The organism is Siphonobacter sp. SORGH_AS_0500 (assembly GCF_002838835.1).
GTDB lineage: Bacteria > Bacteroidota > Bacteroidia > Cytophagales > Spirosomataceae > Siphonobacter.
Window position 1 is genome coordinate 114,920 of the sequence record NZ_NHPP01000006.1, and the last position, 24,366, is coordinate 139,285.

A 24,366-nucleotide genomic window follows, 5' to 3' on the forward strand; every position below is an offset into this window, starting at 1 on the left:
GTTCTAGGGGTTGACAGCTTGCTGGTCAGCCTTGTGGGTAGGCATTACTACTTTAATGGGAGGTTGCTCGTTACGGTAATCACGCAAACCCAACGGAGCCACTTTCTGGATGATCCGGGACTGACGGGACTCCTGCATTAACTTCGATTTTTCATAGGTTAACTCCGCATTCAATTCACTGATTTTACGACGGTTCGTATCGGTCTCCCGAATCAATGATTCTCCGTGTAAGACCCAGGCAACGTAACTAATCATCAGAACCACCACCAATAAGGCGTTGAATAACTTCTGATTGGGATTGGACTGACCTTTCCACTGACTGACCCGCAGAAGCTTAAAGAGCGGTTCAAGCCATTGAATGGGCTTCTTTTTTTCGGAGTTGGATGACATCTATTGAAGGTTGTTTTGGAGTCGTCTTTCAGAGGGTAATGAATCGTTAATTAGGCTCTGCTATTCGCAAACGTGCACTGCGAGCCCGGGAGTTCAGGGCAATTTCATCCGCCGTAGCTTCGATGGGTTTGCGGATGACTGACTTCAAAGGCTTCAGTTCATTGCCGTATAAATCTTTCTCGGCCTCTCCTTGAAACTTGCCCGAGCGAATAAAGTTTTTCACCAACCGATCTTCGAGCGAATGGTAACTCATGACTACCAATCGGCCTTCGGGAGCTAATACTTCCGGTACCTGTTCCAGAAATTCTTCCAGCACCTTCATTTCTTCATTGACTTCAATCCGAATGGCCTGAAAAACCTGGGCGAAATATTTGAATTCTTTCCCGCGTGGAGCAAATTTCTGAAGCACGGCTTTCAGCTCCTGAACGGTCTCAATGGTTCCGTTTTGTCGGGCGGCATACACGGCATTGGCCAGCGTACGAGCATTTTTTACTTCGCCGTATAATCCAAAAATCTTGTGAAGCTGAGCTTCGTCGTAAGTATTGATTACATCTTTCGCTGAAAACTCGGCCTCCGGGTTCATCCGCATGTCTAACGGACCATCGAAGCGAGTAGAAAACCCTCGTTCGGGTACGTCGATCTGGTGGGAAGAAATGCCTAAATCTGCCAGAATGCCGTCTACTTTTCGAACGCCATTCAAACGCAGAAATTTTTTCAGGTAACGAAAATTGGCTTCTATGAACGTAAACTGCTTATCTTCAATAAATTTAGATTCGGCTTTCGCATCAGGGTCCTGATCAAAACTTAACAGGCGACCCTCCGGCCCGAGTTGCTTGAGAATGGCTCTGGAGTGTCCGCCGCCGCCAAAAGTCACGTCTACGTATATACCGTTCGGACGAATGTTGAGTCCCTCCAGACATTCCTGGAGCATAACGGGCTGGTGGTAATCGGGCGTTGGCGTTGAAGACATGAACTTAGGGTAATAAGGCTTTAAAAGTGAATGCTTTAGAGCGATAAAAGCAGAACGCTTTTGCACGCTAATCTAAAAATTCTTTAAAAATAATACGTCCTCCTTCGCAATGGAACTTTCATTGCTCATTTTTGACTTCTTTAAAAAATTTGGTGGAGAGTAAAAAGAGATTACAAGATTAACAAAATTTACAAATGTAAATCAAGTTTGATTGAAATCATTTTTCGAAATCAGGTTATTAACGCACTTAACTATTTGAAAATCAAATTCCCTGTATGAAAAAAATCTTTTCGATTGGTTTAAGTTTATTGTTATCACTCTCGGCGTTTGCCCAGACTTCGGTTCAGAAAGGAACCTGGCGGGCGGTAGTCGTAAATAAAGGAGGAGAGCTACCCTTTGGACTGGAGATCGAACCCGCTGGTAAGGCTAATACCTACACGGTGTATGTCATCAATGGGAAAGAACGTCTGAAAATGGACCCATCAACGCTCAAAGGCGATTCTTTACACATTCCTATGGAGTTGTTTGATGCCGAGCTGATTGGTAAAGTTTCGGGAAAAGAACTGACGGGTGTTTATAAGAAAAAAAGAGGTAAACAATACGTGACGATTCCTTTCCGGGCTCAATACGGCAAAAGCTATCGTTTCGCTCCAACCCCTCAACCTACGACCTGGAATATTGCGGGTAAATACGCCACAACCTTTGGCGAAGCTTCTAAAGCGGTGGGTGTATTCGAACAGAAAGGAAGTAAAGTGGCCGCTAGTTTCCTGACACCAACGGGGGATTATCGATATCTGGATGGTGATATTATTGGCGATAGTCTTTTCCTCTCTACCTACGATGGTTCGCATTTATTTCTCTTCAAAGCTAAGCTGGAAAAAAATAAAATTTCGGGTGATTTCTTCAGCGGTCCTACCGGGAAATCGACGTTCGTTTCAGTAAAAGATGAATCGGCTTCACTACCCGATGAAAAGTCACTGACGTTCTTGAAACCCGGGTACGAGAAAGTTACATTTGAGTTTCCCGAAGCGAAAACGGGACAAAAATTAAGTCTGGATGATCCCCGGTTTAAGGGTAAAGTAGTGGTGCTGCAAATCATGGGTTCGTGGTGCCCCAACTGCATGGACGAGACGAATTTTATGGTACCCTGGTACAACAAAAATAAAAAACGTGGGGTAGAATTTGTAGGTCTTTCCTTTGAACGAAGTGCAGATTTCAAGGAATCACAACCCAAGTTAATCAAGATGATTGATCGTTTTAAAATTCCTTATCCAGTGGTGTTAGCGGGCGTACCGGATCAGTCTGCTTCGGCGAGCTTACCCATGCTAAATAAAATTATGGGTTATCCTACAACGATTTACATTGATCGTAAAGGAAATGTCCGCGAAATTCACACGGGCTTCTCTGGCCCTGGAACGGGTAAATATTACGACAAATTCGTCGAAGATTTTAACTTGTTAATGGACAAGTTAATTGCTGAAAAGTAAGAGATTATTTATCATACTTACCCGAATAAAAAAGACGCGATTATGTCGCGTCTTTTTTATTTACAAATCTTCGTTTAAATAACTCAAATTGGAATTGGGTGGTTGGTGAGGACACCAACCACAGAAGTAGGAAAGTTACATAGTCGGATGAGACGCGATCAATCAACGTCTCTACAAACAACCAACAACAAAAAACCTATTAATGCGAATGCCCGTGTTCGCTATTATTCATCACGGATAATAAATCGTAAGCTCCTTTGACAACGATGGTATTGGCCTTTACATCGGCAGGAGGGAATACTTCTACGTATCCGTTCTGACTTATTCCCGTACGGATTTCTACCCGTTTAAAGGGATAATGCACGCTGCCTTCTTCGTTGTGTTTCCCTTCCGAAACGAAGATATATTGCTTATCCCCCGAACGAACTACGGCGGCATCGGGTAGGGTCTTCACCTGCGTTCCGCCCGTTTCAAGATGAGCCGTTAGATACGTACCCGGAACCAGATCCCGGTTGGTTTGACTGAGTTTACACAAAACTTTTACCATGCGTTCGGGTGAGATTTCGCGGCCAATGAGGTAAATCGTAGCCAACCGATCGGTAGACTCATTCCCTAACCGAACGTGTACCTGCTGACCGATTTTCAGACGCGATAAATCCTTCTCAAAAATGTTCAGTTCTGCCTGGACAAAACGAGTGTCTGCCAGTTCCGCCAGCATTTCGTTGGCCTGAATGGCCTTACCCATGTTCACATTTACGTGTGTCACGTAGCCGCTGGCGGGAGCAACAACCGCTACGGTTCGACGAATGCCTTTTCCTAAGGCGTTAGTGTTGATATTAAGCAAACTGAGCCGCTGTTTTAATCCTTCCAGACGAGCGTTTAGCGTTTTCAGTTCTGAATTGGTTCGCTGGAAAACTTTAGCGGCGGCCACGTTTTCACGGCTCAACTCATCCTGACGACGGTTTTCCTGTTCGAGATACGTCAACTGACTGGCCGCTTCCAGGTATTCCTGTTGAAGGGTAATGAATTCTGGATTTTCCAGTGTAACGACGGTTTCGCCTTTATTGACCCATTTACCGGGTAATAAGGTGGTCGAACGAACAATACCGCCGTAAGGAAACGAAAGGCTAATTTGTTGCTGAGGGGGCATGACGAGTGAGCCCGTCGCCTGAATAACTCCCGAGAGCGAGCGACTTTCTACGGAGCCCAGCATTACGTTAATGGCTTTATACTGACTTTCCGTTAACTCGGCTTCCTCTTCTTCATGTTCGCTGTGCCCTTCTTCATGGTGGTGATCGTGTTCGCCGTGCGTATGGCCTTCTTGGCTTGCTTCTTCGTGCGAATGTCCCGAATGATCGTGCCCTTCATGGCTGTCGGCTTTTTCTTTGCAGGCCGGAAAAGCCATCATTAAGCCCGAAAGAAGGAGATATGTTAAAAAATGCTTTTTCATGTTTGAGAAGATTAAACTACTGAATGCCTAATAACCATTCGAGGCGGATGATGCTCTGGTTGTATGACTGAACCGTTTGCAGGTAACCAAGTTGAAGCTCGTTGGCCGTGCTAATGCCTTGCAAATACTCCACGTAACCAATTTCACCCGCCTGAAAACCACGGTTAGACTGCCGTCTGATTTCCTGAGCTTGAGGCAAGGCCGAGCTTTGGTAATAATCCAGGTTTTGCTGAAGCTTCTGTACTTCCTGTACCACCGAAGCAATCTCACTTTCAGTGTTTTTCTGTTGCTGGTCAAACTGCTGTTGCTGAGCCTGTTGGTTTAGTTGAGCGGCATCGATGCGAGCCCGGTAAGCTTTTCCGAACAAAGGGAAATTAATACCGACCTGTCCACCGTGAAAGCGATTTGCACTTGAAGTAGCATCCGTCGTGGGTGCTCCGATTTTGACGGCTCCGATCAAACTCTGGTTGAAGTATCCCACTGAAAAATCCGGTTTGCGATTGGCTTTTTGCAGGTTTTTTTCCGTTTCAGCCAGCTTAATTTGCTGAGCGTACCAGGCTACTAATGGATTGGTTGCATGATTCAGGGTATCGGGTAACTTCCGAATCATTAGATTCGCGTTACTCGTAATTTCCGGGAGCACCTCTGCAAATAGTAAGGTCTGTAGCCGCCGCTGAACGATGGCTACATCCGCTTCATTCTGCGTACGTAAGGTCTGAATCTGACGCAAACGCGTTTGGGCAACTGTCGATTCCAGCGAGCCTGCCTCGCCCGTACGCAGGCGAATCTGGGCCGCCCGCAGGAAGTTCGCATACAGTGAATCCTGTGACTGGTAATAATTTTGCAGGTTACTGAGATAAGCCAGTTCATACCAGGTTGATTTTACCTGATAGGCCAGATCATTTTCGGTGACGTGTACCTGTAACTGAGCACTTTGGGTTTGAGCCTGCAAGGTTTGCGAACGGGCTCTAAAAACCGCCGGATTCGGAATACTCTGATTCAGGGTAACATTCTGATCGAATTTGTAGCTGTTGTATTGTCCCGCCAAAATCGAAAGCTCGGTTTTAGGTAACTCCTTCGCGGTTCGTTCCAACATCTGACGACTTTTTACATCGGTTCGGGCGGCGGCCAATGAGCGGTTATTTTCTAACGCGAGTTTGACGGCCTGCTCCGGTGAAAGAGGGCCCTGAGCCTGACTGAGCACCGGTAAGATGCATAAGAAAGCAATCATTGTTACGGCCTTATGTTTCAGTCGAACACCTTTTTCAAGATACATATACAAGATGGGAATGACGAAAAGGGTTAATAACGTAGAAGTAACCAGACCGCCGATGACGACCGTTGCCAGTGGTTTCTGCACTTCACCACCCGCTCCTGAGGAGGTAGCCATGGGTAAAAAGCCGAGTGAAGCAACGGTGGCCGTCATGAGAATGGGGCGTAAGCGAGTCTCGGTTCCTTTCAGAATAATTTCGGTAATGTCCTGAATGCCTGATTTTTTCAGGAAATTAAACTCACCAATTAATACAATTCCATTCAGAACGGCCACTCCGAACAGAGCAATAAAGCCCACCCCAGCCGAGATACTAAAGGGCATATCCCGTAGAACCAGAGCGAAAACGCCACCAATGGCTGCCATAGGAATGGCCGTAAAAATCAGCAAGGATTGCCGAATGGAATGGAATGTGAAGTAGAGTAGGGCCAGAATAAGCGTCAGGGCGATGGGAACGGCAATGGATAAACGACCCGTGGCTTCCTGTAGATTTTCAAATTGTCCGCCATAGCGAACATAATAACCCGGTGGGAAGGTAACCCGACCGTCAATCTTGGCCTGTAACTCGCGAACGACGCTTTGCACGTCACGGCCTCGAACGTTGAAACCGATGATAATGCGGCGTTTGGCATCTTCGCGTTGAATCTGATTCGGCCCCAGTTTTAACGATACATCCGCGACCTGTTGTAAAGGAATATGATTTCCGTTAGCCGTGGTCACAAACAGATTCTGAACATCTTCAATGCGTTGACGATGGTTGGGAGAAAAACGTACCACCAGATCGAAACGCTTTTCGCCTTCGTAAACCAGTCCCGCTACTTCTCCGGCAAAAGCCGTGCTAATGGCCCGGTTTACGCTTTCAATGTCGAGTCCAAACTGAGCCAGTTTATCACGGTTAATGTTGACGATGATTTGCGGTAAACCAGAAATTTTTTCCTGATAAATATCTTTGGCTCCGTCTACCGAAGAAACCAGACCAACGATTTGCTGTTGAAGTCGGCTTAGCTCGTCCAGATCTTCGCCAAAAATCTTGATGCCTACATCCTGACGAACGCCGGAGATTAACTCGTTGGAACGAAACTGGATGGGCTGGGAAATGCCGAAATTGACGCCGGGAATGTCTTCCAGGGCTTCAGTCATTAAGTTGGCAAGTTCTTCTCGGGTATGGGCCGACGTCCATTCCTCTTTGGGTTTGAGTTTAATGGTCAAATCACAGGCTTCCATGGGCATGGGGTCGGTAGGGATTTCAGCCGCTCCAATTTTTCCAATGACCTGCGATACCTCCGGGAAACGCTTCATTAATAAATCCGAAGCCTGGGTTACTTTATCGACCGTCTGAGTCAGGGAGCTGCCCGTTAACAGCATGGTTTCGGCTACTAAATCGCCTTCCTCCAGCGTGGGTAAAAACTCACCACCTAAGCGGGTGAACGTCCAGACCGAAATGCCAAGTAAGCTTACAGAAAGCAGTACAATGGCTAATTTGAAACGTAGAGCGGCCTTGATAAGGGGGGTATATTTTCGGTGGAAGAAGCCCATCAGGCGATCCGAAAGGCTGACTTTGTGGGTAATGTTCTTGTTCAGAAGCAAAGCCGTCATCATCGGTACATAGGTTAGCGAAAGAATAAAAGCTCCCAGGATGGCGAAGCTGACAACCTGAGCCATCGGCTTGAACATTTTTCCTTCTATACCCGAAAGCGTCCACAAAGGGAGGTAGACGATGAGAATAATAATCTCACCAAAAGCCGCCGAACTACGAATCCGGCTCGCTGATTCGTAGACTTCATCATCCATTTCCGATTGGGTTAACCGACCGGATTTTCGTAAGCTGAAATGATGCAGCGTAGCTCCACAATGATGACCGCTCCATCGACAATCAGTCCAAAATCAATGGCTCCGAGACTCATCAGGTTACCCGAAACGTTGAAGAATTTCATGAGGGTAAACGCAAAGAGCATGGCCAGAGGAATCACTGAAGCGGTAATTAATCCCGCCCGCCAGTTGCCCAGGAAAACCACAAGTACGAAAATGACAATTAAGGCTCCTTCCACGAGGTTCTGGGTTACCGTCCCAATGGCCCGCCCCACTAATTCACTCCGTACGAGAAATGGATCAATCACCACGCCTTCGGGTAAGGTCTTCTGAATCTGGGTAATGCGTTCCTGAACCCGCTTGACGACTTCGTTGGAGTTCTCCCCTTTCAGCATCATTACCAGTCCGCCAACGGCCTCACCTTCGCCGTTGCGGGTGAGGGCTCCGTAGCGATTGGCGTACCCAAAACGAACCTCGGCGACATCTCGAATCAAAACGGGTGTGCCACCGCTGGTGTTTTTAATGACTATTTTGCCAATGTCGTCCAGCGAGTTAATTAAGCCTTCCGAGCGAATGAACAAAGCCGTTGGTTTTTTGTCGATGTAGGCTCCGCCGGTGTTCTGATTATTTTTTTCCAGAGCAGCGAAGATGTCACTTACACTCAGGTTATAACTCCGCAGTTTTTCGGGTTCTACGGCTACTTCATATTGCTTCAGAAAACCGCCCCAGCTATTCACCTCGGCCACCCCGGGTGTCCCGATGAGCTGCCTCCGTACGTACCAGTCCTGAATGCTACGAAGCGACATGGCATCGTACTTGTTTTCGTAGCCTTTTTTGGCGTGAACGGTATACTGATAAATTTCTCCAAGTCCGGTCGAAATAGGGGCTAACTCGGGGTTACCGACATTGGCAGGAATGAGCGTTTTCGCTTCATTCAACCGTTCCCCAACTTGTTGCCGGGCCCAGTAGATGTCTACGTCTTCGTGAAAAACGATGGTTACTACTGAAAGACCAAAGCGGGAAATCGAGCGAACTTCTTCCGTTTCGGGTACGCTCGCCATCGTTTGTTCAATGGGAAAGGTAATGAGCCGTTCCACCTCGGGAGCCGCCAGCGAAGGCGTGAGGGTAATGACCTGCACCTGATTGTTGGTAATGTCAGGCACGGCATCAATGGGTAATCGACTCAGCGAATAGGCACCGCAGCCAATCAGAGCCAGCGTGAAGAGGCCTATGATGAGTTTATGGTCAATCGAAAATCGAATGATTTTATCCAGCATGGAAAGAAAATTAAAATACTAAAATGAACCGTAGCAAATCGTAAGAAAGATCAGCGAGCGTAGTTCAGAAAGGCTCAAACGGGCCTGAGAAGGCCTGATTAACCACCAAAAACGTAACGTATGGACGCACTGATCCCTGCTAGGCTTGCATGGGCGGTTGCCAGATGGCGAAGGAATATCCTTGAGGCTGAGAAAGCGTGTACCAAAAGGTAGCCTTGGGATGGAAGGAATAGGATTCTGTAACCGTTAACTCGGGTAGTTGCAGGACGCTGTGAATGAAAATTCCCGTGCAATGACAAACGCAAAAAGGCGAGCAAAGGGCATGTTCGCAGTCGTTGTGATGGGGATGATCAGCCGGAGTTAACTGGGTAAGAACGATTGAACGCTCAGGTACAGGCTCATGGTGATGCTCGGTACAGGGAGCTACCGAAAGCATCAGAATGTAGAAAGCCAGCAAGAGTGAACAAATCCGCATGGGGCAAAGATAGCCGATTGGGGCATGCAACAGGGAGGCAAAAATAAAAAAACGCTGAGCAGTTGTCCTGTCAGCGTTTTGTATCGATGAATTTCCAGTTTTATTCAATCACTACTCGTTTCACAGTTCCGTCTTCGCCCTGCGTTACCGTAACGAAGTAAGTACCTTTTTCCGCTTTTTTCGACAGCGTAATCTGACCTACGTATTCGCCTTCAAAATCCTTCACGGTTTCTTTCGCCACTTCCCGACCTTTTACGTCCGTTACCAGAATCGTTACATCGCCTTTGGTGGGAGAGGTAAAACGAAGATTCAGGGTTTGATTAAAGGGTCGGTTGGGATACACATTCAGACTACGGACGGTCTTGGATGAACTGGTGCCTTCCCAGGTGAAAACCTGCGGCGAAAGCTTGGGTAAGGAATTGCGATTGGGTGCATAGTAGCGGAAAGACTGGCTGAATTGATCGCCAAAGTTCTTGCCCCAGCGTTCCATGTTTTGGCCAAAACGTTCCATTTCCTTATCAAACTTTTCCCATTCTCCGCGAGCTAAAGGCTCATCATCGCGGTAAGCTCTGGGAGCACGCGGAGCTTTAGGGGTTCTGGGTGGGGTTGGAGTTTTCGGAGAACGGAAAGACTGAATGCTGAATTCCTGGTTTTCCTGATTAAAATTAGAATCTCCCTCAGATCCAACAGTAATCCGAACACGATCATTATCTGAAGAGGAAGTAGCGTTTAGTGAGTCCAGGAAAGCGTCCAGCTTTACCTGATTTTCAAAGGAACGATCAATGATGTGGCTACGACCATTCCCCGAACGTTCGTAATGGAGACGAAGTTTTTTATTTTCTTTGGATGACTCTTGCTGAGCCAGAGCCGTGCCGGCGGTAGCAATAATAGTAGCGAGAGCTAACATGGGTAAACGCATAGTCATATCGGTTTGGTTATAGATGCCTCAAAGACAAGCCTGCCGTTGATGACGTTGCATGGGAAGGAGGATTTTCTTGAGTACCCTGCCTGCGTACTTGTTAAAAATGCTTAAAGGTATAACTTTGGCCTGTTCTCCTTGAGAGATTCAGGGGGTAAATTCGTTGTTTAGAGGATAGTTTAAAATGGTTTGAATGTTTGATAGAGTTTGAGGAGGTTTGATAAGTTTGAGTTTTTGAGAAGGTTCGACAGTGCGGTAGCTAAATCTTTTTCTCGAAAGTTTAAAACCGGGGCACACGGCCTTTGGGGAAGTTCAGATGGATAAGTATCATCAAACCTTCTCAAAAAAATCAAACTCTTTCAAACGGTTAAGTACTAAAGAATGACGCAGCAGAAGATCCGTTGGTTAGTAGCTCTGATGTCGCTGGCTCTGATTGGGCTGGTGGCCTTTCAGGTGTTTGGCCTGCGGGAAACGCTAAACGCCAAAGCCGAACAGTTTGATGCGACGGTAACTGAGGCCATGGATGCGGTAGTGCATAAACTGGAAAAAACGGAAGTGAGCGTTTTGACGAATAAAAAAATTGAAGCCGAACGCCGCCGGGAGCAGTTACAGCACATCGCCATTCCTCAGGTTCCAGAGAAAGCTCCGGTCATTGCCCAGAAGAAAAAACGCTCGAAACATGCCGAGAAAACGGATAAGTCGGCAGATCCGGCGACGATCTTACGATACGCCACTTCATCTCCCATTGTGCAGCAGTTTGAGTTTTATGGACGAACCAAGGTTTCTTCAGACGTATTAGGCCGGCCCGGAGGTGTATTAACCGATGCAGAATTACATTACATCGAAGAGTATTACCGGAATGATATTCCTACCCAGTCAACCGAACGTTCGCGGGAGGAGCTGGAAAAAACCTATGAGGAAACGGTGTTCCGAAACCTGCCCCGGGACCTACAGATAGCCAAAAGTAGAAAGGATTCGTTGGGACGACTTTTATCAAGTCGGGTGATTGGAAAGAGTAAAAGGGCCGCCCCGAAAGAGCAAAAAACGACTAGAACCACTACTGCTTCTAAATCCAAAACTGCGGTAACCCGCCGACTGAAACGTATTGATTCTACCAGAAATCTAAAGAAAACGGAATACGAAAAAGCGACGCAGAAATCGCAGATTATGCGGGAGGTCTTTCTGGACCTGTTGACGAATGACCGACCTTTAGATCAGCGGATTGATACGGATATTCTCGATTCATTATTACGGCATGAATTCGTGGCCCGGGGCATTGACCTGCCTTTTGAGTATGGGTATCGCTCCGATGATCATCCCCATGATTTCGTTTATACGTCATCGCCCGGTTACCGGGAAGATCGTTTGTTAGCAGGGTATAGCATGCAGCTTTTCCCTTCTGATTTATTGGCAACCGACAATGTACTGTTTGTGTATTTTCCTGAACGCCAAAGTTATCTGGCGGAACAAATCTGGACGACCTTGATAAGCTCTGTCATATTAATTCTAGTCATGGGAGGCTGTTTTTACTTCGCCATGAGCACCATTCTTCGTCAGAAAAAACTGTCTGATATGAAGAATGATTTTATCAATAATATGACCCACGAATTCAAAACGCCGGTTTCGACCATTTCTCTGGCCACGCAAATGCTGGAGGATGACGCTGTTGCTGCGTCGCCGACGATGCTGCGGCGTTACCTGGGTATTATTCGTGATGAGAACCAGCGGTTAGGCTCTCAGGTTGAAAAGGTATTGCAGGCAGCTCGTTTTGATCGGGGAGAAGTGAAAATGAATCGTGAGAAAACCGATATGCATGAGCTGATTGAAACCGTAGTTCATAGCTTAAGCCCGCAAATTGAAGCCCGAAACGGTAACTTGCAAACTTACCTAAGAGCAAGTAACCCCACGATTGTGGGCGATGAAGTGCATTTAACCAATCTAATTTTTAACTTGCTCGATAACGCCATTAAGTATTCCGGCGAAGTAACGGATGTGCTGGTAAGTACTGACAATACCAATCAGGGCTTAAGAATTACGATTGCTGATCAGGGAATCGGGATGAATAAAGAAGCGTTAAAACACATTTTCGAACAGTTTTATCGCGTTCCCACGGGTAATGTGCACGACGTAAAAGGCTTTGGTTTAGGGCTTAGTTACGTTAAAAAGATCGTAGATGAACACAAGGGCACGATCAAAGTAGACAGCACGCCCGGCAAAGGAAGTACTTTTGAGATTACCTTACCGTTTGAATAATAAAAAGTGTTTTGACACTACCGATTGATAACAAGACAACCTATTTTTTGATAAGTGTCTACATCGGAGTTAATTAATGACAGCAACTATGAAAATCCTGCTCGCTGAAGACGACCCAAACCTCGGAACCTTATTACAGGAATATTTGACTTTGAAGGGTTATCCCGCTGATCTGGCCCGTGACGGGGACGAAGCCCTGAATCAGTTTGTCAAGCAGGAGTATGATCTCTGTATTTTCGACGTAATGATGCCTAAGAAAGACGGCTTCACGTTGGCGAAAGAAATCCGTCAGGCGAACGCCGATATTCCCATTATTTTCTTAACGGCCAAGGCAATGAAAGAGGATACGCTGCAAGGTTTCCGACTCGGTGGGGATGATTATCTGACGAAGCCATTCAATATGGAAGAGCTGGTCGCCCGGATGGAAGCCATTCTTCGACGGAGTCAGAAAAATGATCAGAAAGACCAGAAATCGAACCGTATTTTCCAGATTGGTAACCTGACTTTTGATTCGGAACGGCAAACCCTGACGCACGGCGAAGAGTCGCAAAAACTGACCAGCCGGGAAGCGGAGTTACTAAAGATTTTCTGCCAGCACCTCGGGCAGCCGCTGAGCCGTAGTTATATCCTGAAAGCCATTTGGGGTGATGATAGTTATTTTAACGCCCGAAGCATGGACGTGTATCTGACGAAAATTCGTAAATACCTACGGCCCGACGAACGCATTCAGCTCATTAATCTTCACGGCGAAGGCTTTAAAATGATTGTGGATTAATGGAATTAATAGTTGCTGGTTATTCGTCTCAATCTATTTCCTTACTAACCCTGGCTTAGGTTAGATATAATTTGTGCACGAAGGTAGAGACGCGATGAAGTCGCGTCTCTACAGGAATGCTCGATGCTATCAAAAAAACAGGATGCTAATCCGGGGAAGCGAGATTAGGCCGTTTTGAAAGAAAATTTCCGCACAAACGAACCCACGACCATTCCCAGAACACTTCCGGCCAACCCGTATAAAATCGGGTGAATGCTGGTTTCTGCGGCGACGGCTACGAGCCAGGCTATAAGCCCTATACTCATGGAAAGCAGGCAACCCGCAAGCGAGGCTTTCTTCCAATATAAACCCGCTGTCATGGGAATAAAGAGCGAAACGAGACTAAACGCCGAGGATTCGCCCACCAACTCAAACACATTCTGACGGTCCAGAGCCATCAGGACCGAAGCTGCTGTAACGCCGATTACCGAAAGACGAATGGTCAGTAATAATTTCTGATCGGATAAAGAGGGGAGAAAAGGGCGAACCAGATTTTCACCAATGACGGCTGCCGGAGCCAGAATAGCCCCCGAAGTGGTACTTAGTAAAGCCGAAATCAAGGCTCCGAAAAACAGAATCTGAACGGCCATAGGGGCGTGCTGTAAAACCATATTGGGCAGTAACATCTGCAAATCGCCCTTTAATAAGTCGGGGTGTAATTGCACAGCCATCAAACCAATGAAAAGTGGGAATAAAGCAACCGTCCAGTATAATACTCCCGCAGTTACGGCGGAGCGAACGGCGGTTTTCGCATCTTTTGCGGCCATTACTCGCTGAAAAACATCTTGCTGGGGAATGGAACCCAACCCGATGGTAATCCAGGCTACGAAATATTCCAGGGATTCGTTCAGGGAAAAACTTCGGGGAATAACACGGAAAAAACCTTGGGGTTGTTGCTGAATAACCGCCGAAAGCCCATTGGATTCATTTAAAAGAATAATGGCGAGAATGATTAATCCAGTAATAAGAATGATGTTATGCAGAAAGTCCGTAATCGACACGGACCACATACCGCCCGTTAAGGTATAAATCATCACCAAACCCGCTCCCGTCCAGATGCCCGTGGTCATGGGTAAATCAAAAACCGTTTGTCCAATGATACTCATCGAAACCAATTGAGCGGCGATCCAGCCGAAATAGGACGGGACAATGAGTAAAGCCGAAAGTAGCTCAGCAGATTTGCCAAAGCGTAAACCGAAGAAATCGCAGAAGGTAATGATGTTCCAGCGGTAAAAAATTCGGGCGTAAAATAAGCCGACCAGAATGAGGCATAACCCTGCCCCGAACGGGTCTTCAATGACACCCAGGAACCCTTCTTCCACAAATCGTCCCGGTGCTCCCATCATGGTTTCGGAACCGAACCAGGTAGCGAAGGTTACCATCGAAGCCAGACCAAACCCCAGTTTCCTTCCCGCTAATACAAAGTCTTCCGTATTACTAACCCGCCGAGAAGCCCACAGACCCACGCCGAGGTTCAGGATTAAATAAAGAATAATGGAGGCAATGAGCATCGGGAAGGGGTTAATGCTTTCAAACGAAAAGTAAAAATAATAGCAATTCCATAGACTGGTGCGAGATGGCCGTCTTGTCCCCACAATTCGGTAGTTTCTTCATTACTTTCTGGTTTTACGGCCGATAGAAATCAGCCATAGATCAGGTAAGAGATAAGAATGTCGCATTAGCGGGTATAAGTTACAATCACAGGAATATGATTATATGAAAATATGTTCATATATTTGGGGCGATTGTTACGCACTATTATGACGATTACCGAAAAAATTAACAGTAAAGAGAAGCTTGAAAAAGCAGCCTTTATTCTAAAAACCGTCGCCCATCCGACTCGATTGGCGATTATTGAACTACTGGGAACCAACGATCGACTCAGCGTGAATGAACTCAGTCGCTTGCTGGATTGCGAGCAGTCGCTGTTGTCGCATCATCTCATTAACATGAAACTCAAAGGAATCCTACAGGCTGAACAGGAAGGTCAGAGTCGGTATTATTCGCTGAAAGAACGCGACGTACTAAAGCTGATCGCCTGCATTGAGAACTGTGAGTGTAGTATGTAGGATGGTGGAGTTAGTAGGATTAGCAATAGCCGTCCTGATTGGACTGTTATTGAGTTTGTTAGGTGGCGGTGGGTCCATTCTAACGGTGCCCGTGCTGGTATATTTATTCAAGGTACCTCCACCGATTGCCACGGCGTATAGCCTCTTAATTGTAGGCTCGGCCTCACTGATTGGTTCGATTGATTATTTGCGACGGGGATTATCCAGCCCGAAAACGGCTTTATTCTTCTCGTTTCCATCGTTTATGATGGTCTTTATTTCGCGAAAATTTCTTGTTCCGGCTTTGCCCGAAGTGATCTGGCAGTCTGGAAACTGGGTACTGACGAAGGATTTATTAATGATGTTACTCTTTGCCGTGCTGATGGTATTATCGGCTCAGTCGATGATTCGCGGACGGCGGAAGGAACGAGTGGATACGGGCGAAGAAATTCGCAAACGGCTGAATTACCCACTGATTTTCGTGGAAGGTTTATTAGTAGGAACCTTAACGGGTTTTGTGGGCGTGGGCGGTGGCTTTTTGATTATTCCGGTATTAGCCAACTTCGTAAAGTTACCGATGAAACTCGCCGTTGGAACTTCTTTGCTGATTATCGCGATTAACTCCTGTATTGGTTTTCTCGGCGATCTGGGTCAGCATGAGATGGACTGGCTGTTTTTGCTGAAGTTTACCAGCTTAACCTGGCTGGGGGTCGTCGTCGGAACGGGCTTGTCCCGGCAAATTCCGGGACAGGTATTGAAACCTGCTTTTGGCTGGTTTACGCTCCTGATGGGAACGGGGATTCTGATAAAAGAGTTAGTCTTTTAAATCACTTTTAAGTATAGATTTTGTAATTGAAAAGGCCACGGCCTACGGATTAATATGAACGGAACATTTGAAGAAATTATCAACTCAGAAGAGCCTGTATTACTGGAGTTTTACACGGAATGGTGTAAACCCTGTAAGAAGATGGCCCCGCATTTAAATACGGTTGCCGAGATTTTCGGGCAGGATCTGACGATCATCAAGATTGATGCTGAGAAGAATATGACGTTGAAGAAGCACCTGAAAGTCGATTCAGTACCTACGCTGATTTTATACCAACGGGGTAAATTACTCTGGCGTCAGGCGGGTGGTGTGTACGCTGATAAGCTGGAACGAATCATTCGCGAAAAGGTACGATTTTAGTAGAATGAGTTTAGGGTTTGTGGGTTTTGTGTTTAGGGTTGTTATTCAGGAGTCATGCTTCTTAAACTCAAAACCCTAAACAGATAAACCTAAAACATCAACTCTTAAACGAACAAAGCCATGAATGGTAACTTTCAGCAACTCATCGCTTCTGAGAAACCCGTATTAGTTGACTTTTTCGCCAAATGGTGTGGGCCTTGTAAAATGATGGCCCCTTACCTCAAAGCGGTAAAAGATAAAATGGGAGAAGAACTGACGATTGTCAAAATTGATATTGACAAAAACCCGGCTCTGGCTTCCCAGTTAAAAATCCAGTCGGTTCCCACGATGGTGTTATACCAGCGGGGCCAGCAGCTTTGGCGACAGTCGGGCGTGTTATCTGCTCAACAAATCGAGCAGGTGGTCCGACAAAATGCGAGGAACTAACCTAGGGGCAGGAGTAGTTGCCTGCCTCACCCTTCATCAGTTACCTTATGATCATCGAACAATTATATACCGGATGTCTGGCTCAGGGAGCCTATTACATTCAGGTAGGAAATGAAGCGGCCATTATTGATCCGCTTCGCGAAGTTCAGACCTACATGAACAAGGCTTCTCGCAACGGAGCTACGATTAAGTACATTTTTGAGACGCATTTTCACGCTGACTTCGTGTCGGGCCACGTGGATTTGTCGGCTAAAACCGGAGCTCCCATTATTTATGGCCCGAACGCCAAACCCGCTTTTGAAGCCACGATTGCAACGGACGGGCAAGAATTCAAATTAGGTGATCATACCCTGAGATTACTGCATACACCCGGACATACGATGGAGTCCAGCTGTATTTTATTACTGGATGAAACGGGTAAGGAAAAAGCCATTTTCACTGGAGATACCCTGTTTATTGGAGACGTAGGCCGGCCCGATTTAGCCCAGAAAGCGGATCTTACGCAGGATGATTTGGCGGGATTTTTATATGAATCCTTGCGTTCCAAACTGTTACCGTTACCTAACGAGGTAATCGTTTATCCGGCTCACGGAGCGGGCTCAGCTTGTGGTAAAAATATGAGCAAAGAAACCTTCGATACGCTGGGTCACCAGAAAGAGGTTAACTACGCTTTGCAACCACAAACCAAAGAACAGTTCATTGAAGCCGTGACGGATGGGTTAACTCCACCACCGGCTTATTTCCCGGAAAATGTTCGTCTGAACAAAGAAGGCATTGAACCCGTGGAGAAAGTATTGAAACGTGGCAACCAGCCTTTGTCCCCCGAAGCGTTCGAAGCCGTAGCTAATACTGAAGGAGCGTTGGTGCTGGATACCCGCAAGCCGCAGGAATTCAGTAAAGCGTTCATTCCAAGAAGTATTAACATTGGCATTGACGGCGATTTTGCTCCCTGGGTCGGAACGCTCATTCCCGATATTAATCAGCCGCTATTGCTGGTGACTGCCCCTGGCCGGGAGGAAGAAGTAATCACTCGGCTGAGTCGCGTAGGGTACGATCAGGTATTGGGTTTCCTGCAGGGCGGTATGGATAGCTGGCTTGCGGACGGGAGAGAAACCGATGCCATTGAATCTATTCACGCGGAAACATTTGCTGAACGATTTGCAAACGAAGAGGTAATCGTTAAAGATGTTCGGAAGCCGTCCGAATACGAAGTCGCTCACGTAGCGGGTGCGGAAAATACGCCTTTAGCATCCTTGAGCGACCACATGGCTGAATTTCCCAAAGATCAGCCTTTCTACGTACACTGTGCCGGCGGCTATCGATCTATGATTGCGGCTTCTATTCTAAAAGCTCGGGGATACGATCAGGTTCGGGAAGTAGCCGGCGGATTTGGAGCTATTGCGAAAACGAGTGTAGCGACCGAAAGTGGAGAAATGATTTCCTAAAACTCACGGCCCGTATGTTTCATGCGGGCCATTTTTCTAACAAAATGATGGAATGGCTCACCCGACCTTGGCCCTGGTATGTGGCCGGGCCACTGATTGGACTAACAGTTCCGGCTTTGCTTTTGCTGGGCAATAAAACCTTCGGAATTTCTTCTTCCCTGCGTCACATCTGTGCGGCCTGTCTGCCCGCCGGAATTCCTTTCTTTCAGTATAACTGGAAAAAAGAAAGCTGGAATCTGATGTTTGTAGCCGGAGTTCTGGTGGGTGGTATCCTTGCCGGACTTTTCCTGAAAAACCCAGAGCCTATCGTAGTAGCTTCAGCAACGAAAGCAAGCTTACAAACGATGAACGTGCATGATTTTCAGGGATTAATACCGGAAAACGTATTTAGCTGGTCGGCGTTAACAAGTGCTCGCGGCTTTATTCTAATGGTAGTGGGTGGTTTTCTGGTGGGATTCGGAACTCGCTGGGCGGGAGGCTGTACGTCTGGTCATGCCATTATGGGCTTGTCTAATTTGCAATGGCCTTCGTTAATTGCAACCATTTGCTTTATGATTGGTGGATTTCTCATGACCTGGTTTGGTTTACCTTACATTCTTACTCTCTAAAAATATGGAGACAAAAACGGAAGAATTTACCCCGGAAGTGAAGACGCAACGCCCAAATGAGGTTTCATTACGATCGCTCTGGGCGTATGGAGTCATCGGCATTCTTTTTGGTATTGTTTTTGTGAAGGCAGAAATTGTATCCTGGTTCCGAATTCAGGAAATGTTCCGGCTGGATAGTTTTCACATGTATGGGGTGATTGGCTCGGCAGTGATGACGGGTATGATTTCGGTATTCCTCATAAAACGCTATCATGCGAAAGCCTTAACGGGCGAGAAAATCGTAATCCCGGCGAAGGTATTTCAGCCCGGTCAGATTTACGGAGGTTTATTATTCGGCTTCGGCTGGGCTTTGACCGGAGCTTGTCCTGGCCCGTTGTTCGCTCAAATTGGAGCGGGTTATAGCGTGGTAATCGTTACCTTGTTTGCTGCTTTGGCAGGAACCTGGACGTACGGAGCTCTACGGCGGTATTTACCCTAAAGTGATATTTATCATTGATTAAAATGATGATCAGCCGTAACCTTGTAGCGTATTCCACGGCGATTGAAACCCAACCGTCAAACATCAGAACTTATGAAACGGAGTAAATTAGAAGCCGTAGCAGGCGGGTGTTGTCCCCGTTGTCGCGAAGGAAAGCTATTTAAATACCCTGTCTGGAAACTGACAAAGTTCGACCAGATGCACAAATATTGTCCTACCTGTGGTTTACGTTTCGAACGCGAACCGGGCTTTTTTATCGGAGCCATGTACGTTAGTTATGGGCTGACAACAGGAATCATTCTGGCTACGGCTGTCGTGCTCTTTTACTTATTCAACGACCCTTCTCCTTTTGTATACATTGGCGTTTCTATTAGTTTAATCGTTCTGTCCGTACCTTTTACTTTTCGGGCCTCAAGAATTATCTATATACACCTGTTCTCAGATGTGAGTTATGAGGAAAATCCTCCAAGAATTGAACATGCCGATTCCTGAACTAATACGTAGAGACGCGATTGATCGCGTCTTTTTTTTGCGTCAAGTCTTTGGGGAATTATTTAAAGTAAAATGTTCCTAACCCAGACGCGATAAATCGACGTTTCTACGATTGATTATAATCCAATAGATTGACCCGCTATCCAGGCCGTTGTCCAGGCAGCCTGAAAGTTATAGCCCCCGGTAATGCCGTCAATATCAAGTATTTCACCCGCGAAAAATAAGCCCGGAACAATCTTGCTTTCCAGCGTTTTAGCGTTAATCTCGGAGAGAGTTACGCCGCCGCAGGTAACAAATTCCTCCTTGAACGTTGTTTTACCCTGTACTTCAAAAGCATTATTGGTAAGCATTTCGAAGAGGCGATTGAACAGTTTTCCGTTGAGATCAACCCACCGTAACTGCTCTGAAATTTCTACCTCCGCCAGTAACGTTCGCCAAAGTCGATTTGGAATCTGAAAAGGAGCGACGGTACCTAATTGTTTGGCCGAATTAAGTTTCTTAAACGCTTCGAGAGCCGTTCGAGCATCTTCCGACTTCTGATTCGTCCAGTTTACCAGACAAGTAAATCGGTAATTATTCTCTTCCAGTTCGCGAGCTGCCCAGGCCGATAGTTTCAGAACCGCTGGGCCGCTTAATCCCCAATGGGTTAAGAGCACAGGTCCTTCGTGCTGGAACTTGGTACTGGAAATACGAACGAGAGCTTCATTGACCGAGATTCCTGATAAATCACGTGTAAAGGAATCCGGTAGATTAAAAGTGAAAAGGGAAGGAACAGGAGGTGTAATGGCAATCCCAAGCTCACTCAGCCAGTCGTACCCGGTTATCTGTGGATGTCCACCCGTGGTAACCAGCACGCGATCCGCCTGAAAAATTTGTCCTTCATTAAGCGTTAACCGAAAACCTTCTTCCGTTTTCTGGATGGCTTTAATAGCCGTACTTAGATGCAATTCAACACCCGCGTTTTTGGCCTGAAGCTGTAAACATCGAACAATGGTTTCAGAGTAGTCGGAAGCGGGGAACATCCGGCCATCGGGTTCCGTTTTGAGGGGAACACCCCGGCTTTGAAACCACTCGATGGTGTGTTGATTGGAGAAGCGAGGGAAGAGATTTTTGAGCAATTTAGCTCCTCTGGGGTAACCCTTGAGCAAGTCTGGAATAGTCGCCGCGGCATTGGTCACGTTGCAACGCCCGCCGCCCGAAATCCGCACTTTGGAAAGTACGTTTCTACTTTTTTCAAATAAGACCACCCGAGCTTCTGGAAAGGCCTCGGCAGCACTGATCGCCCCAAAGAATCCGGCAGCTCCACCACCAATAATCGCAATTGTTTTTTCACGAGACAAAGGTAAGGGGAGTTTAGAGTTTTCAGTTTGGAGTTTTTAGTTTTGAGCGGCCGCCGCTGCGGTTTTGAGTTTTGAGCGACCGTCGCTACGGTTTTGAGTTTTCAGTTGGAAAGAGAAAACCTGTAAAGGTAGGGGAGAGGTATGGAAATGAGAATAGTAACCCCGGAGGGGTTTAATATGAATAGCCCCGGGTGCAACCCGGGGTGAGATGAAAGGTAAATAGACCGGGTCTGAATGGCCCTGGATGTTAATCCGGGGGACGGCGGGTAGGTTAACGCACTTACGAATTCCCCCCGCCCTGGCTGGTGTCCTCACCAGCCATTACTAAAAATCTAGTGGTGGGTGAGGATACCAGCCAGGGCGGAGAGGGGGCTTTCGTTACGATTTAAATGATTTCCATTCCCCAGCTAGACGCGATGAAATCGTGTCTCTACAAAAGCGGATAAACCGTTCATTCAACGGAAAACTGCCTACCGAAAACAGCAAACTTAAAAACTGCTCCGTACTTTTGAGCATCCCACAGCGTCACGCTGTGGATCAACGCCTGTATTATGCTTCTAAAAGACATCCTTTATAAAGTTTCACTGGAGGCGGTGGCGGGTTCCACCGATCTGGAAATCCATACTATTACCTTCGATTCGCGTAAGGTCGTTCCCGGAAGTTTATTCGTAGCCATTCCCGGAACGCAGGTCGATGGCCATCAATTCATTCCCAAAGCGATTGAACTGGGAGCCAGTGCCATTTTGTGCGAACACCTGCCCGAAGAATTACACGAAAACGTTACCTACATTCAGTCGAAGGATGCCTCCCGAGCGATGGGCTTTGCGGCGGCTAATTTCTACGGTCAGCCTTCCACCAAATTAAAGCTCATTGGTGTTACCGGAACGAATGGGAAAACGACCACGGTAACCCTGCTTTTTCGCTTATTTCGGGCTTTGGGACACCGGTGTGGGTTGATTTCTACCGTTCAGAATCAGGTAGAAGACGAAGTAATACCGAGCACACACACCACCCCAGATTCGTTAACACTCAATGCCTTACTGGCAGAAATGTTGAGCAAAGGCTGCACGCATGTGTTCATGGAGGTATCTTCCCACGCCGTAGTGCAGGAGCGTATTGCGGGCGTGCAGTTTGCGGGAGGCATCTTCACCAACATTACCCACGATCACCTCGATTTTCACAAGACATTCGACAGTTACATCAAAGCCAAAAAGGGCTTTTTCGATCAGTTGCCTAAGACAGCTTTTGCACTGGTGAATGCTGATGATCCGCGAGGCCGGATTATGGTGCAGAATACGGTAGCTCGCCGCGAGACGTTCTCTTTAGAAACCGGAGCCAGTTTTAAAGGTAAAATTCTCTCCGATTCCATCTACGGACTGGAAATGGAAGTAGACCAAAAACAGGTTCATTTCCAGTTAATAGGCAATTTCAACGCCTATAACATACTCGGTGTGTATGGAACGGCAATATTGTTAGGTGAAGATCCCGAAGAAACCTTAACCCAATTATCCGCCATTCATCCACCCGCCGGACGTTTTGAGCAAGTCGTTTCTCCCGATCATATCGTCGGGATCGTGGATTATTCCCACACGCCCGATGCCCTGAAAAATGTGCTGGAAACCATCGTTGAATTACGCGAAGGCAACGAGCAAATCATCACTGTCGTGGGTTGTGGCGGAAATCGGGATGCCACCAAACGTCCTGAAATGGCCCGCATTGCCTGCCAGTTTTCTGATCAGGTTATTCTGACCTCGGACAACCCTCGCAATGAAGAACCGGAAGCCATTCTGGAGGATATGAAGAAAGGAATTCCGTCGGATACCTCCGCCGAAGTTACCATTTTGGTGGATCGTAAAGAGGCGATAGCTAAAGCCGTTGCGATGGCTAAACCCAAAGATGTCATCCTGGTAGCTGGAAAAGGACATGAAACCTACCAGGAAATCAAAGGCGTAAAAAATCACTTCGATGATCGGGAGGTATTGCGTGAATTATTCCAGAAATAAGTAATTATATAAAGAATTGAAGAAAAAGTTACCTGTATTCGCGGGTAACTTTTTCTATTATACGCTCACTTATCTGTACTTTCGTAGGCTTAAATCCTCTGATCTAACCAGTGAAAAAAACTCTTTGCCTCGGAGTTATATTGCTCTGCCTGAATAATGTAACGTGGGCTCAACGCCGTAAGCTTATCTTCCAGCAGCCTAAAATGGGCTCAATGTTTACCATTCAGGTGTGGTCCTCCGATTCCCTTAAAGCCGCCACCGCTGCTAACCAGGCTTTTCTGATGGTTGACTCCCTAAATCAAGTATTTAGTGATTACAACCCTGACTCTGAATTAAGTAAGTTAAACAGAACGGCGGGTTCCAGTACCGAAGTAAAGGTTTCGCCTGCTCTGTGGGATATTTTAAGTATATCCAAAGAAGCATGGGAGAAAAGCTCAGGGTGGTTTGATGTAACCGTTGGACAGTTAACCCTGCTCTGGCGACAATCCCGAAAAGAGAAAAAGTTGCCTCCGGTAGAAACCTTGAAAAAGGCTATTCAAACGGTTGGAGCGGAGTCTTTGCTACTAAATAAAGCCAAACAAACCGTTCAACTGAAACGACCCGGAACGAAACTGGATTTAGGGGGGATTGGCAAAGGATATGCTGCTCAGCGAATGCTGGAAATGATGCAAAAGGCGGGTTTCGAGGAAAGCCTGTGTGATGCCGCGGGGAACATGGCCATTGGCAAAAATCCTTCAGGTGGCTGGAAGATTGGCGTGGAATGGCCCGGACAGCGGGATCAGTTACTGGAAAATTGGTTGGTATTAAACGAAACGGCGATCTCTACTTCCGGCGATGTCTATCAGTCGGTGACCATTAATGGCAAGACGTATGCTCATATCGTTTCTCCTAAAAATGGATTGGGCGTTACGTATCAGCGTCAGGTGACGATATTGTCGAAAGATGCGGCTCATGCCGATTGGTTATCAACGGCCTGTTACCTTTTACCCGCTGAAAAAGCTATGCAACTGGCGAAATCCGAACGGGCCGAAATTCTGATTATCGATAAGCAAAAATCAGGTTTTAAAACTATAGCCTCCGAAGGTTTTAAAAAACTGCTCAAAGAAGAGTAGTTTTCAGGCAGTGTTTTCTATTACTGACATAGAGTTGTGAGTTTGGAGTTTAGTGTTTTGAGTTCAGGGTTGCCAGAGGTAATGAACTCAAAACACTAAACTCCAAACTCACAA

General features: G+C 46.7%; 22 protein-coding genes. 13 read left to right on the forward strand and 9 right to left on the reverse strand.

Annotated features, from left to right (window positions below; genetic code table 11):
* Window positions 1-3 precede the first annotated feature (3 nt).
* Window positions 4-390, reverse strand: coding sequence for an FtsL-like putative cell division protein (locus BWI96_RS08575; RefSeq protein ID WP_106636242.1), 387 nt, complete (start codon window positions 388-390; stop codon window positions 4-6).
* A gap of 46 nt (window positions 391-436) precedes the next feature.
* Entirely contained in the window at window positions 437-1,360 is a 924-nt protein-coding gene (gene rsmH, locus BWI96_RS08580; RefSeq protein ID WP_232793649.1) for a 16S rRNA (cytosine(1402)-N(4))-methyltransferase RsmH, read from the reverse strand.
* A 275-nt stretch (window positions 1,361-1,635) separates the two neighbouring features.
* Here rsmH and BWI96_RS08585 point away from each other — a divergent pair, with 275 nt between their 5' ends.
* Entirely contained in the window at window positions 1,636-2,847 is a 1,212-nt protein-coding gene (locus BWI96_RS08585; RefSeq protein WP_106636243.1) for a TlpA disulfide reductase family protein, read from the forward strand.
* Between the two features lie 199 nt (window positions 2,848-3,046).
* On the opposite strand, the gene BWI96_RS08590 is transcribed toward BWI96_RS08585, so the two are convergent.
* From BWI96_RS08590 to BWI96_RS08605, 5 genes are all read right to left on the reverse strand, one after another.
* Window positions 3,047-4,297 (reverse strand): efflux RND transporter periplasmic adaptor subunit, encoded by a 1,251-nt coding sequence (locus BWI96_RS08590; RefSeq protein ID WP_106636244.1) that lies wholly within the window; start codon window positions 4,295-4,297, stop codon window positions 3,047-3,049.
* Between the two features lie 16 nt (window positions 4,298-4,313).
* A complete protein-coding gene (locus tag BWI96_RS08595) occupies window positions 4,314-7,358 on the reverse strand; it encodes a CusA/CzcA family heavy metal efflux RND transporter (protein WP_369804115.1) in 3,045 nt (1,014 codons plus the stop codon).
* A gap of 11 nt (window positions 7,359-7,369) precedes the next feature.
* Entirely contained in the window at window positions 7,370-8,653 is a 1,284-nt protein-coding gene (locus tag BWI96_RS23225) for an efflux RND transporter permease subunit (protein WP_369804116.1), read from the reverse strand.
* Between the two features lie 139 nt (window positions 8,654-8,792).
* Window positions 8,793-9,128, reverse strand: a complete 336-nt coding sequence (locus tag BWI96_RS08600; protein ID WP_106636245.1) for a DUF6660 family protein — start codon at window positions 9,126-9,128, stop codon at window positions 8,793-8,795.
* 100 nt (window positions 9,129-9,228) lie between these two features.
* On the reverse strand, window positions 9,229-10,053 hold the full coding sequence (locus BWI96_RS08605; protein ID WP_106636246.1) for a T9SS type A sorting domain-containing protein: 825 nt from the start codon (window positions 10,051-10,053) through the stop codon (window positions 9,229-9,231).
* A 375-nt stretch (window positions 10,054-10,428) separates the two neighbouring features.
* Between BWI96_RS08605 and BWI96_RS08610 the strand changes: the two genes are divergently transcribed.
* Together BWI96_RS08610 and BWI96_RS08615 are read left to right on the forward strand one after the other, a co-directional pair.
* Window positions 10,429-12,300, forward strand: a complete 1,872-nt coding sequence (locus BWI96_RS08610; RefSeq protein ID WP_106636247.1) for a sensor histidine kinase KdpD — start codon at window positions 10,429-10,431, stop codon at window positions 12,298-12,300.
* An 88-nt stretch (window positions 12,301-12,388) separates the two neighbouring features.
* Window positions 12,389-13,075: a response regulator transcription factor gene (locus BWI96_RS08615; RefSeq protein ID WP_232793650.1), complete on the forward strand. Its 687-nt coding sequence runs from the start codon at window positions 12,389-12,391 to the stop codon at window positions 13,073-13,075.
* A gap of 164 nt (window positions 13,076-13,239) precedes the next feature.
* Here BWI96_RS08615 and BWI96_RS08620 read toward each other — a convergent pair whose 3' ends face one another.
* Entirely contained in the window at window positions 13,240-14,625 is a 1,386-nt protein-coding gene (locus BWI96_RS08620) for a sodium:solute symporter family protein (RefSeq protein WP_106636249.1), read from the reverse strand.
* 249 nt (window positions 14,626-14,874) lie between these two features.
* On the opposite strand from BWI96_RS08620, the gene BWI96_RS08625 reads away from it, so the two are divergent.
* The 8 genes from BWI96_RS08625 (at window position 14,875) to BWI96_RS08660 (ending at window position 19,797) form a co-directional block, all read left to right on the forward strand.
* Window positions 14,875-15,183: a helix-turn-helix transcriptional regulator gene (locus tag BWI96_RS08625; protein WP_106636385.1), complete on the forward strand. Its 309-nt coding sequence runs from the start codon at window positions 14,875-14,877 to the stop codon at window positions 15,181-15,183.
* Window position 15,184: 1 nt separating this feature from the next.
* Window positions 15,185-15,988 carry a sulfite exporter TauE/SafE family protein gene (locus BWI96_RS08630; RefSeq protein WP_106636250.1) on the forward strand — a complete coding sequence of 268 codons (804 nt, stop codon included), beginning with the start codon at window positions 15,185-15,187 and terminating at the stop codon, window positions 15,986-15,988.
* Between the two features lie 54 nt (window positions 15,989-16,042).
* Complete coding sequence (locus tag BWI96_RS08635) at window positions 16,043-16,348, forward strand: co-chaperone YbbN (protein WP_106636251.1); 306 nt, start codon at window positions 16,043-16,045, stop codon at window positions 16,346-16,348.
* Window positions 16,349-16,468: 120 nt separating this feature from the next.
* Window positions 16,469-16,774, forward strand: coding sequence for a thioredoxin (gene trxA, locus BWI96_RS08640; RefSeq protein WP_106636252.1), 306 nt, complete (start codon window positions 16,469-16,471; stop codon window positions 16,772-16,774).
* Window positions 16,775-16,821: 47 nt separating this feature from the next.
* The gene (locus tag BWI96_RS08645; protein ID WP_106636386.1) at window positions 16,822-18,219 is read left to right on the forward strand and encodes a rhodanese-like domain-containing protein; all 1,398 of its coding nucleotides are present in this window, start codon (window positions 16,822-16,824) and stop codon (window positions 18,217-18,219) included.
* A gap of 47 nt (window positions 18,220-18,266) precedes the next feature.
* Window positions 18,267-18,827 (forward strand): YeeE/YedE family protein, encoded by a 561-nt coding sequence (locus BWI96_RS08650; RefSeq protein WP_198555208.1) that lies wholly within the window; start codon window positions 18,267-18,269, stop codon window positions 18,825-18,827.
* Window positions 18,828-18,831: 4 nt separating this feature from the next.
* Window positions 18,832-19,305 (forward strand): YeeE/YedE family protein, encoded by a 474-nt coding sequence (locus tag BWI96_RS08655; protein WP_106636253.1) that lies wholly within the window; start codon window positions 18,832-18,834, stop codon window positions 19,303-19,305.
* Between the two features lie 93 nt (window positions 19,306-19,398).
* Window positions 19,399-19,797 carry a DUF983 domain-containing protein gene (locus tag BWI96_RS08660; protein ID WP_106636254.1) on the forward strand — a complete coding sequence of 133 codons (399 nt, stop codon included), beginning with the start codon at window positions 19,399-19,401 and terminating at the stop codon, window positions 19,795-19,797.
* Between the two features lie 116 nt (window positions 19,798-19,913).
* Here BWI96_RS08660 and BWI96_RS08665 read toward each other — a convergent pair whose 3' ends face one another.
* Window positions 19,914-21,137: an NAD(P)/FAD-dependent oxidoreductase gene (locus BWI96_RS08665; RefSeq protein ID WP_106636255.1), complete on the reverse strand. Its 1,224-nt coding sequence runs from the start codon at window positions 21,135-21,137 to the stop codon at window positions 19,914-19,916.
* Window positions 21,138-21,688: 551 nt separating this feature from the next.
* On the opposite strand from BWI96_RS08665, the gene BWI96_RS08670 reads away from it, so the two are divergent.
* Together BWI96_RS08670 and BWI96_RS08675 are read left to right on the forward strand one after the other, a co-directional pair.
* Complete coding sequence (locus BWI96_RS08670) at window positions 21,689-23,140, forward strand: UDP-N-acetylmuramoyl-L-alanyl-D-glutamate--2,6-diaminopimelate ligase (protein ID WP_106636256.1); 1,452 nt, start codon at window positions 21,689-21,691, stop codon at window positions 23,138-23,140.
* Window positions 23,141-23,250: 110 nt separating this feature from the next.
* Window positions 23,251-24,252 carry an FAD:protein FMN transferase gene (locus BWI96_RS08675; RefSeq protein ID WP_157830278.1) on the forward strand — a complete coding sequence of 334 codons (1,002 nt, stop codon included), beginning with the start codon at window positions 23,251-23,253 and terminating at the stop codon, window positions 24,250-24,252.
* The last annotated feature ends 114 nt before the right edge of the window (window positions 24,253-24,366 follow it).